General features: G+C 49.1%; 6 protein-coding genes and 2 CRISPR repeat arrays (1 of these 8 running past the window's edge). All 6 genes read left to right on the top strand.

Features of this window, described 5'->3' with window-relative positions:
• Nucleotides 1–177: 177 nt before the first annotated feature.
• A CRISPR array of direct repeats spans nt 178–1,046; the repeat unit is 28 nt; unit sequence TTTCTAAGCTGCCTGTGCGGCAGTGAAC.
• A gap of 335 nt (nt 1,047–1,381) precedes the next feature.
• The 6 genes from cas1f to cas6f all read left to right on the top strand — a co-directional run bounded on the left by cas1f (nt 1,382) and on the right by cas6f (nt 9,803).
• On the top strand, nt 1,382–2,323 hold the full coding sequence (cas1f, locus tag CX664_RS09470; RefSeq protein ID WP_101746502.1) for a type I-F CRISPR-associated endonuclease Cas1f: 942 nt from the start codon (nt 1,382–1,384) through the stop codon (nt 2,321–2,323).
• A 6-nt stretch (nt 2,324–2,329) separates the two neighbouring features.
• Nucleotides 2,330–5,665 (top strand): type I-F CRISPR-associated helicase Cas3f, encoded by a 3,336-nt coding sequence (gene cas3f / locus CX664_RS09465; protein WP_101746501.1) that lies wholly within the window; start codon nt 2,330–2,332, stop codon nt 5,663–5,665.
• Nucleotides 5,666–5,902: 237 nt separating this feature from the next.
• On the top strand, nt 5,903–7,258 hold the full coding sequence (gene csy1 / locus CX664_RS09460) for a type I-F CRISPR-associated protein Csy1 (RefSeq protein ID WP_101746500.1): 1,356 nt from the start codon (nt 5,903–5,905) through the stop codon (nt 7,256–7,258).
• Nucleotides 7,255–8,190, top strand: a complete 936-nt coding sequence (gene csy2 / locus CX664_RS09455) for a type I-F CRISPR-associated protein Csy2 (RefSeq protein ID WP_101746499.1) — start codon at nt 7,255–7,257, stop codon at nt 8,188–8,190. The genes csy1 and csy2 overlap by 4 nt, the downstream gene beginning before the upstream one ends.
• Before the next feature lie 18 nt (nt 8,191–8,208).
• Entirely contained in the window at nt 8,209–9,228 is a 1,020-nt protein-coding gene (gene csy3, locus CX664_RS09450) for a type I-F CRISPR-associated protein Csy3 (protein ID WP_101746498.1), read from the top strand.
• 2 nt (nt 9,229–9,230) lie between these two features.
• A complete protein-coding gene (gene cas6f / locus CX664_RS09445) occupies nt 9,231–9,803 on the top strand; it encodes a type I-F CRISPR-associated endoribonuclease Cas6/Csy4 (protein WP_101746497.1) in 573 nt (190 codons plus the stop codon).
• A gap of 410 nt (nt 9,804–10,213) precedes the next feature.
• A CRISPR array of direct repeats spans nt 10,214–11,431; the repeat unit is 28 nt; unit sequence GTTCACTGCCGCACAGGCAGCTTAGAAA; it runs 1,634 nt beyond the window's last position.

Raw genomic sequence — 11,431 nt, 5'->3', positions numbered from 1 at the left:
TTGGGTGGCATCATCTTCTGAATGATGGACTCTTTGAACTCTTCTGAATAGCGGGCCATTGATTACTCATGACCGCCCCCTGTTGAGATTTCTAATTTCAGGAGAGGCGACAACTATGCTGACACAGGGGGTGCGGCAGTGAACGAGAAGCATCGGAACGGGGCCAAAGTTTGTAAATTTCTAAGCTGCCTGTGCGGCAGTGAACTATAAGAAGGTCGAGCCTTACCATTGGCCTGTTTTCTAAGCTGCCTGTGCGGCAGTGAACTACACGAACATCATAACCGAGTTCAACTAACTTTTCTAAGCTGCCTGTGCGGCAGTGAACGTTCAGGAAGCCGAGAAACTCGCGCTCCTTCTTTTCTAAGCTGCCTGTGCGGCAGTGAACGTAAGTAAAAACTACGTTAGTAGTTGGTTCAATTTCTAAGCTGCCTGTGCGGCAGTGAACTACCCTGGCGCTTTTGGTCGAGCTTTCCTCATTTTCTAAGCTGCCTGTGCGGCAGTGAACGTTCCTTTAGTTTGTCGAGTTCTTCTTTTTCTTTTCTAAGCTGCCTGTGCGGCAGTGAACAACAGGATAATCAGAGAAGGCCCGATGGATCGTTTCTAAGCTGCCTGTGCGGCAGTGAACTGTCTGATCTTTTTACACTGGATTTCTGGAAATTTCTAAGCTGCCTGTGCGGCAGTGAACACGACCACTACTACAGAATTCCCTGTTTCCCATTTCTAAGCTGCCTGTGCGGCAGTGAACGAAAGGAGAGGCATACAATGCGACTTTTGATCTTTTCTAAGCTGCCTGTGCGGCAGTGAACTACTCTAAGGCTTGACGGTTAGCAACCACTAATTTCTAAGCTGCCTGTGCGGCAGTGAACAGTCAGAAAGGGCGTAAATTGTTATCGAAAGTTTTCTAAGCTGCCTGTGCGGCAGTGAACGTCAATCTGATCAGTGTTGATATTCAACCGATTTTCTAAGCTGCCTGTGCGGCAGTGAACTCATTACGCCTGATTCACTAAAGGAGCAATGATTTCTAAGCTGCCTGTGCGGCAGTGAACCTGAGTTTTGAGTATAACCTCCCCCGTATTTAAAGGGATAGAACTCTAAAAAGGCTTTTTGACCCAAAAAATAACACTATCTGTAACCACTTGATTTATAAGCTCCATTTTTTTGCCCCAAAAAAAGGGTGAAATATAGAACTCAGGTCAATTGAATCAATATTCACTCACCGGCACAATGCACTAAGGTTCACCCTGCCAGCTGGGCGGCATAAATTACAAAAAAAGGCAGATAAGTTGATCAAAATACAGGCTGCGTTTCGCTTTATCTCTGCTACCCGTCAGTATCTGATGCGTAAAATGAACAGCAGTGTCCAGCACAGGAGTATCTCACAATGGAGGTGTTGACTGATCTCAAGGCGATTCTGCATTCAAAAAGGGCCAATATCTATTACCTGGAAAAGTGCCGGATCATGCAGAAGGATGGTCGGGTGCTCTATCTCACCGAAGCCAAAAATAATAACCAGTATTGGAATATCCCCATTGCCAATACCACCTGTCTGCTATTGGGGAACGGAACCTCTATCACCCAAGCTGCTGTTCGTATGCTGGCTTCCGCTGGTGTGTTAATCGGCTTTTGTGGCGGCGGCGGTACTCCCTTGCTTATGGCAAATGAAGTGGAATGGTTATCGCCGCAAAGTGAGTATCGCCCTACGGAATACCTGCAAGGCTGGATGCAGTTCTGGTTTGATGACCAGAAACGATTGCAAGCAGCCAAACAGTTGCAGCTCGCCAGAATTCACTTTATGAAAACCATCTGGGGCAAAGACCGAGACCTTAAAAGTGACGGCTTTCTCATTGATAACATCACGTCTGAGCTTGAGAGTACTGAAAGCACCATCAACAAGGTAGGTAAAGTCAATGATTTGCTACAGGCAGAGGCTCGGCTAACCAAAACGCTGTATAAATTTGCCGCACGGCAAACCGGTTATGGCTCATTTACCCGTGAACGCAGCGCAGAAGATCAGGCCAACGCATTTTTGAATCATGGTAATTATCTGGCTTACGGCCTGGCAGCAACCACGCTTTGGGTATTGGGTATCCCTCACGGCTTTGCAGTGATGCACGGCAAAACCCGTCGGGGAGCCCTGGTATTTGATGTAGCTGATCTGATCAAGGATACGCTGGTTCTTCCCTGGTCGTTTATCTGTGCAAAGGAAGGCGCTACAGAGCAAGAGTTCCGTCAACAGTGTTTGCAGGCTTTTACGGATCATAAGGCCCTGGATGTTATGTTTGACCAGGTGAAAGCAATCGCCCTGAAAGATGACTGGGAGTAATCAGCCATGATGGTCACCTTTGTCTCCCAGTGCGAAAAAAACGCCCTGAAAAAAACACGACGGGTTCTGGATGCTTTTGCGGACCGAATTGGCGACAACACCTGGCAAACCATTATTACTCAGGATGGATTAAACGCCGTTAAAAAACTGCTGAGGAAAACCGCGACTAAAAGCACAGCAGTCAGCTGCCACTGGCTTCGGTCACGGTCGCGCAGTGAACTGGTTTGGGTGGTGGGCAAACGCAGTGCCTTTAATAACAAAGGCCTGGTACCAGTCAATCAAACCCGGCGGACTCTGATTGGCACAGAGTGGGAAAACAGCTGGACTATGGCAACCTCTATACAGATTGTTGCCGTACTCGCTGCACTCCTGCATGATCTGGGTAAAGCAACGGTTGGGTTCCAACGAAAACTTAAGGAATCCGGGACTCAACAATCGGACCCTTACCGTCACGAGTGGCTAACCCTTCGCCTCTTTGAGGCACTGATTTATGACTGCTCGACTGATAAGGAATGGCTGGAAAGGTTATGCAACCTTCCCGTCTATTTCAAACAGCACCCCAATTGGGTTGACTCCCTATACAACGACTATGCACACAAGAATAAGTCCAAAGGCATCGCCCATCTCCCGCCATTGGCAAAACTGGTCGCCTGGTTGACAGTTACCCACCACCGCCTCCCTTGTGATGACAGGCATGATTTCAAAGAAAGGGAGAAACTGCGCCATCAATCCAAGTTTTTGGGACTGGATATTGCCCGCTTCTACAAACGACTGTCTGCTTATAACTACTGGGTTTTCTCGGAAAAAGCGCAAAATGAACGCAATGACGCAGGGGATTTTTGGCGTTTTTCAGCCCAGGCTACAGACAGTCTGGTGTGGCAAAAAACCGTGAAGCGCTGGGCAACTAAAGCATTGAACCATCCTCCGCTATTGAACTTACCGGAAACAAGTAATCCACTGTTGATGCATTTGGCACGCTTATGTCTTATGGTGGGTGATCATAATTACTCCAGCCTGCCTGCGGATGACAAACGCCGCGTCACCGGCGACCAAAGTCTTACAACAGCACTGATTGCCAATACTGATCGCCAGTCAAAACAACCAAAACAAGCGTTGGATGAGCACTTGCTGGGGGTTGCCCGGTTTACAGGTGATTTTGCACGATTACTACCACGGTTTGCCCAGGAACTGCCATACCTTGAAGATATCAGCCCATTTTCCAAACGTACTTCAACGCCAAGATTTCAGTGGCAAAACCAAAGTTGGAACCTGGTAAAAAAGCATCAGAAAGAGGCTCGTCAGCAAGGCTTCTTTGGTGTGAACCTGGCCAGCACTGGCTGTGGTAAAACCCTGGGTAATGCACGGATTATGGCCGCACTCGCTGATCCCGAGCGAGGCCCCCGCTTTACCATTGCCCTTGGCTTGCGAGTGTTGACCCTTCAGACAGGGATAGCTCTGCGGGAAAGACTAAACCTGGATGATACCGAACTGGCTATCCTGGTTGGTGGTGCAGCACAACGTACACTGTTTGATTTACAGCAGCAGGCGGCAGAGGAGAGTTCAGAGGATAACGGCAGTGAATCGGCCAGCGATCTGATTATCGATAAACTCGACTACGAAAACTGTGTACTGGATAAATCAACTCTGGGAACCATTATTCAGGATCCCAAGGCCAGCGACCTGCTCTATGCTCCGGTAGTATCCTGCACTGTTGACCATATTATCAGTGCCACAGAAACGCTGCGCGGTGGACGTCATATTGTGCCAATCCTCCGTCTGCTGACCAGCGATCTTATTCTTGATGAGCCGGATGACTTTGATCAAAATGATCTGCCTGCCCTGAGTCGTCTGGTGCATATGGCAGGTATGATGGGGAGTAATATCCTGCTCTCTTCTGCAACCCTGACACCCGATCTGGTTCAGGGGCTCTATGTAGCCTACCAGAAAGGTCGTCAGTTATGGCAGCTCAACCAGAATGAGAAAAGCACAGGGATCTATTGTGCATGGTTTGATGAATTCAACCAGCATATTGAGCCATGCAGTAACGAACAAACCTTTGCCGAACGCCATACACAATTCACTCGCAAGCGTATGAAAGCGTTGAACGCGCTGCCACCGAAACGTGTGGGAGAGATTCTGCCCACGGTACTTCCCCGGGCAACTGAGGAGGAAAAAATTCATAACCGCACTCTGGCCCAAATTATTACCGATGCCTGTACGCGCCTGCACAACAACTACCATGAAACCTGCTCTGCAAGTCACAGAACCGCCAGTGTTGGACTGATACGGATGGCCAATATTGATCCCATGGTTGATCTGGCCAGGGCACTGTACCAGTCATCGTTGCCAGAGAATATCCAACTGCACATCTGCTGTTATCACGCCCGACAATTGCTCTTTTTACGCAGTCGGCTGGAACATAAGCTGGATCGCATTCTTAACCGGAATAATGGTAAGAGTCTGTTTGACCATCCGGAAATTACCAGCGCTGTTCACAGTGGCGATAAAAAACATCATATTTTTATCGTGCTCGCCACAGCCGTGGCTGAAGTGGGTCGGGATCACGATTACGACTGGGCCATTATTGAGCCATCATCCATGCGCTCAATCATTCAGCTGGTTGGGCGAGTCTGGCGACACCGACCAGACAAGGTAGTGACCGAAGCCAATGTGCTGATTCTTGATAGCAATATCAAAGCCCTGCAGGCCGGGAGTCATTTGGGGGTCGGCGCTCCCGTCTTCCTGCGGCCCGGGTTTGAGAGTAACAGCCATCTTCTCAACAGTCATCGCTGCTCCGATGACCTGATTACTGCTCAGCAGCTGGCCAATATCAATTCGATTCCTCGAATAGCCAGGCCCGATCATCTCCAGCCAACCCAACGGCTAGCCGACCTTGAACACGCGGTTATGGCTGATCTGCTCAACGCATCGGGTACCAACGTTGTCAATGCCTTCTGGCAGCACAACAGTGCAGCACAGGCCAACACCCATATGCAGCGAGCTACTCCATTTCGGTATGATCCGATACCGCAAGTTGATGTTGTTACGGTACCTGACGAGGACTCCTGTTCAGGGATTCGATTCCGTTACGCAGAAAAAGCCTGGGAGAATCCCAAAGGGCAGGACAGTATAAACAGCAAGTTTGCTTATCAGGAATTTGTACCGGAAAGTACCACAAGCCAGCCTTGGCTGGTCAGTGATTTCCACACGGCACTGGATGATCTCTGTGCACAACTGGGTAACGAATCATCACTAAAGACGGCTATCCGCTTTGCTTCTATACGGTTGGCTCAAGAGAGGAGCTGGTGCTTCCATCCATGGTTTGGGTTCTGGCCGAACTAAGTCATAAAAAAGGGCTTCTACCAAAAGCCCTTCAGGAGTCTGCCTGTTCGGCAGTAAATTTGTGCGTAAAGAACCGCACTTGCATTTTATGAGCTGCCTACTCGGCAGAGAGTGAAAGTCTACCACAGCCATAAAAATTTGTAGGTCTTTATAAATTTGTCTAGAATCGCACATGCATGGCAAAAACAACTTGTTATGCTGTAATTCCTTTTGAGCAAGTAGAGGTGAAGAGAAGCCATGGAGTCAATCACACGTGATGACGTCATCCAGGCTATTGATCAGTATCTTAGCGAGCAGCTCCAGAGCAAGCTGGAGCCAGAACAGAAGAAACTGGACAAGGCAGAGCCTGGCAGCGATCAAGCACAAAAGATTAGCGATAAAATAACCGATTTCGTAAATCGCTATGACAGAGCTAACTGGATGGAGACGCTCGCAAACAAATATACCGGGCAAATCAAATTTGGAACCCACATATCCAAAGGCGTTCACCCTGATTCCAAAGGGGATAATATAAACTTCAGGCCTTCCTCAACTCTGCCTGCCGGTATTGTCGGAACCCAGTGCTTATCAGCCTCAGCATTAGATGCCAACGGCAATGCCGCTGCCTTACCATTAGTCGCTTTTTTTAACATCTCAGTAAACGGTGTTCTCCTGCGGGATCTAATCCTTGCAAACCTCCCCGGTCTTGAGAAAACCTTTGCTACTGATCCGGCACTTTCTGCTCAATATCAGCAGAAATTTTATGCCTCGCTGGCTGCACAAACAGATTCACCCACAACCTCAGGCCGTAACAAACAGTTGCTCTGGCCCCGCAATAATGCGATTGCAGAGGATAACTATCATTGCCTGGTACCGTTGCACCCCTCGGCACTGATCAACAACGTTTCTGGCACGATATACAGTAAACGCTTCAGCGAAGAGAACAAAAATGCCCGGGACAATCGCAAAAAAAAGAGCGTTGAGCAGAAAGCCTATGTTTCTGTAATATCCCTGGCAGCACTTAAAATAGGTGGTTCAAATCCGCAAAACATTAGTTCTCTCACCAGTAAACAGCGTGGTGTTAACCTGCTGCTTGAATCCCTGCCACCCACCTACTCCCGACAGCAAGATTTTTCTCTAAGCAAACGACAAGAAAGCTTCTTTAGCAGGAGTCTTGCTTATCACTGTTATGAAGCTCTGCAGATGCTGTATGCGGTCATCGAGGCTGCCAACAGCAACAAGGATATCCGCGATCAGCGCAAGGAGGCTCTCGACCTTATTCTTGGCCAGATTCTGCAAATGGCAGCCTATGTACAACAAAGCTTTCCTGCAGGATGGAGTGAAAACTACCAGCTAAAAATGGCACACAAACTCTGGCTTGATCCTCTGCGGGCAAATCAGGAGGGTCAAACCGCCTTCAAACACCAGAGGGAAAAAGGCGAATGGGTCCAGAGCGTTATGCAGGATTTCTCACTCTGGTTGAATAATCTGCTGCACACCAGATTCAAAAAACAGGCCACAGACTTTGACGATGTGGAATTCAGAGAATGGCGACGGGAAATGGAAGCAACCATCAAAGCCAGCCAGCGAAATAATGCGGGGATATTTTCATGAGTGATGTGGACTTCTACCTGCATATTTCCCAGATAAAGGTACAAGGTGCCAACGCGATCTCCGGCCCCCTCAGTTATGGCTTTCCTGCCCTCACTGGCTTTTTGGGTGCTGCTCACGCTCTTGAACGTAAAATCCGGTTTCCTGTCAGCCTGACGTTTGACGGCGTATTAATCGCCAGTCATGAGTGCCGGGTAAAGCGGTATCGTCCCCATGCGTTTAGCGATTACACATTAAATCAAAGCCGCAACCCAATCAGGAAAAACGGAGAGACCGCAGCAATAGTCGAAGAAGGCAAGGTTGATATGACCATCAGCCTGGTCCTCCCCATACTCTGTGCAGACTACGACGACGAAGACTGGCTTAATGACAATGAGCAAGCGTTTTGTCACTGGGTCAGCCAAACCCTGCAGCAACAGAGAATGGCGAGTGGCAGTGTGTTTGGTATCAAAACGGTTGAGCTGGTACCGGCAGAAAATCTGGATCAACTGAAAGCCCGCCTGGCACCAGCCTTTATTCTTATGGATGCCCGTCAGGAACTGATAGAGATTACCAGACAGCTACAACAGCAATCACCCGATGCAACCGCACTTGATGCACTTCTCGAAACGGCGATATTGCATCATATTCCCGAGCAGCGGCCCACCAGGGGTGAAGACAAAGAACCAACCGTGCACTGGAAGACGACCAGTGTCAAACATGGTCGTGGCTGGCTGGTGCCAATACCGGTCGGTTATCAGCCAATCTCACCGCTTTTTGAACCGGAAGCCATGCAACATAGCCGGGCTCCCCACTACCCAAGCCAGTATGTCGAGACACTCTACAGCCTTGGCCGCTGGGTTTTTCCTTATAGCCTTAACTCACTGGATAACGCCTTCTGGCGGATGAACACCGGTGAAAACGGCTTGTACCTGATTGAGCAAAATGGCAACTGATAACAAAGGAGTTATGCAATGACTAAACTAACAACCGCCTCAGTTCTCGCTTTCGAACGTAATCTGGATATCTCCGATGGGGTATTCAGTCAGTTCAACAGTGAACTGGATCACCCTCAGGAGTCTGTGATTGCCATTCGCACCAAATCCATTCGGGGCACCATCTCCAATCGCCTGAAAAACAAGGATGCCAGCGACCCGGCCAAACTGGACGCAAAAATTCAGGTACCTAACCTGCAAACCGTCGATGTAGCCATGTTGAATAATGACAATGACACTCTCAAGGTCAACTTCACCTGCAAGGTTATCCCTTTTGATGGCACCCCCAGTGTCTGTAATAACCAACCCTATCAGGCCAAGGTGAAAGAAGTTGTTGCTCAATATATTCAGGAGCATGGTGTAGAAGAACTGGCAAGGCGTTACGCAGCCAATATTCTTAACGCCCGCTGGCTGTGGCGTAACCGTATCGGCAGTGAGTCGGTTTCAGTCATTGTGCGCTGCAAAATAGATGGCGCTGAGAAGAGTGTCGCCATCGATAATGCCCGTCAACTGAGCTTGCAGAATTTTGATCACCAGTCCGATGACATCACCACTGTTGCTCAATGGATAGCATCTGGTCTGCGTGGTGAGCAATTTATTCTTCTCAATATTGAGGCTCATGCCCGCCTCGGCTTTGGTCAGGAAGTTTACCCTTCTCAGGAGCTGGTACTGGATACAGGAAAGACCAAGAGCAAAGAGCTCTATGTTGTCAATGAATCCACTCGTCAAGCCGGCATGCACTCCCAAAAAGTCGGTAATGCTATTCGCACCATTGATACCTGGTACAGTGACGATGCAATGATGCCCATCGCCATTGAGCCCTATGGCTCTGTAACAACCCTGGGCATGGCGTTCCGGCAGCCAAAGGTAAAGATGGATTTCTACAGCCTGTTTGATAACTGGGTACTCAAGGATAAAGAACCTTCTGTAGAGCAACAGCACTATGTAATGGCTATCCTGATCCGTGGTGGCGTCTTTGGTGAATCCGGCAAGGAGTAATTATGGACAGCTACTGTGAGCTAAAAGCACTGCCTGACCCAGAGATTATCCAGTCTGCTGTGGTGTCGGCACTCATGCAGGCACTGCACAAGCTGTTGCCAACCTATGAGGGGCGAATCGGTCTTGCTTTCCCTGCCTATGGACAAGGACAACAGCACACACTGGGTGGCATAATACGTATCCTTGGTAAAAAGGTGGATATTGATGCCTTCCATTCGGTGCTGGCTAACCATTCCGTTATCCGGGATTACGCTCTGCTGACACCAGTCAGTGGGATACCTGAAGGGATCTCTAAACACAGCTGCTACTCTCGAAAGCAACCTAAGGGCAACAGCCGTTACCAGAGGCAAAAAAAGCGCCACCTTGAGCGGGGAACCTGGTCAGAGACATTGGAGCAGGCTATGCATGCACAAATCTCGAAACCACTGCGTCTTCCTCATGTTGGCCTGAAGAGCAGCAGCAACGGGCAAAGTTTTCTGCTGTTTATAGAGCGCCATAACAAAGCCAGGGCTGTAGATGGCCAATTTAACAGCTACGGGCTGGCTTTGGATCACGCCACTGTTCCTGAGTTCTAGTACAGAAAAGCGCTAATGCCCATACACACTCCCATGCTTGCGTGGGAGTGCATACCGGAGCCTTCTGGATGTGGAACAATCCATTTCTACCCGGAATCATTGAAGTTAAACGAAGGTTCTAATTTGTGCAGCGGTTCGGTGTGCATTCTCACGGGAGTCCGTGGGAATATGTTCGGAGGGCTTGAACAGCCTCGGGACCTTGGGAATGAGGGTCTGTGTGCATAACAAAGCGCGGCCACATTAATGCCTATAGGAAGCCACTGTCGCCAGCGGCACTCAAAGACCCTTTTTTTTCGCCCTCTAAAAATATATTTACAATCAATGACTTAAATTCACTCTAAAAAATAGGGTGACTCTCCCTTTTTTCGATGGAACCCTTGCAGCAACTACTCTTTGCGCATATTGTCTTTGTTCACTGCCGCACAGGCAGCTTAGAAAGTTCACTAGTAGGATTCCAATATGCAGTCTGGTGTTCACTGCCGCACAGGCAGCTTAGAAAAGACTGGGCAATGTATAATTCCTGATTTTGATGTTCACTGCCGCACAGGCAGCTTAGAAAACCAGATCCTTGAATACAAGTTTGATTTCCGTGTTCACTGCCGCACAGGCAGCTTAGAAAACCTGGGCGGTGCCGTTGCCGGTGTCGTAATTGTTCACTGCCGCACAGGCAGCTTAGAAATACCGGGTGCGGGCAGATATCTATGTGCAGACGTTCACTGCCGCACAGGCAGCTTAGAAAGTGTATCCGGTAGTGATGATCAGGGAGACATTGTTCACTGCCGCACAGGCAGCTTAGAAAAAACCCTGTCCGCCGATGGCCGGGTCAAAGACGTTCACTGCCGCACAGGCAGCTTAGAAATATTTTGACGATATCTTCTTTGGCGTTCTGCATGTTCACTGCCGCACAGGCAGCTTAGAAAAAGATTGCATTTGAGAGTCTAATTGTCCATAAGTTCACTGCCGCACAGGCAGCTTAGAAACATTGCATTCTACCAAACCCGTCCCAGGTATCGTTCACTGCCGCACAGGCAGCTTAGAAAATTCAGGAGCGCCATCCGGCATGGCTTCTGCCGTTCACTGCCGCACAGGCAGCTTAGAAAATTGGATCGTACCGGAACGCATACTGGTACCGGTTCACTGCCGCACAGGCAGCTTAGAAATTACACTCTCAATAAGCTGGTCATTCAGATAAGTTCACTGCCGCACAGGCAGCTTAGAAAGATAGTTCTGCTTACCGGCAGTTTCTTAGACCGTTCACTGCCGCACAGGCAGCTTAGAAAGCGCACGCTTCAGAACCCAGTTATCAGATATCGTTCACTGCCGCACAGGCAGCTTAGAAACGTTCTTACTTCCTTGGCTTTCTCTGGAAACTGTTCACTGCCGCACAGGCAGCTTAGAAAAACCGATACCAACGCTCATGGCGATCATCACCGTTCACTGCCGCACAGGCAGCTTAGAAAACTACCTGAGCGTGTGGAGCTTGGCCTGGATTGTTCACTGCCGCACAGGCAGCTTAGAAAAACAGCTATGCACTGCGTAAAAAATTGTTAACGTTCACTGCCGCACAGGCAGCTTAGAAACGGAAGCAGGGCCGCTAACGGAGGCATGAATGTGTTCACTGCCGCACA

Source organism: Endozoicomonas acroporae (assembly GCF_002864045.1).
GTDB classification, from domain to species: Bacteria; Pseudomonadota; Gammaproteobacteria; order Pseudomonadales; family Endozoicomonadaceae; genus Endozoicomonas; species Endozoicomonas acroporae.
The sequence above is the reverse complement of the archived record's forward strand: the minus strand, read 5'-3'. Positions and strand labels throughout refer to the sequence as shown.

Coding starts and splice junctions, on each gene's coding strand:
- cas6f (WP_101746497.1), top strand. CDS start 9,231: ATGGACAGCTACTGTGAGCTAAAAGCACTGCCTGACCCAGAGATTATC.
- csy2 (WP_101746499.1), top strand. CDS start 7,255: ATGAGTGATGTGGACTTCTACCTGCATATTTCCCAGATAAAGGTACAA.
- csy3 (WP_101746498.1), top strand. CDS start 8,209: ATGACTAAACTAACAACCGCCTCAGTTCTCGCTTTCGAACGTAATCTG.
- cas3f (WP_101746501.1), top strand. CDS start 2,330: ATGATGGTCACCTTTGTCTCCCAGTGCGAAAAAAACGCCCTGAAAAAA.
- cas1f (WP_101746502.1), top strand. CDS start 1,382: ATGGAGGTGTTGACTGATCTCAAGGCGATTCTGCATTCAAAAAGGGCC.
- csy1 (WP_101746500.1), top strand. CDS start 5,903: ATGGAGTCAATCACACGTGATGACGTCATCCAGGCTATTGATCAGTAT.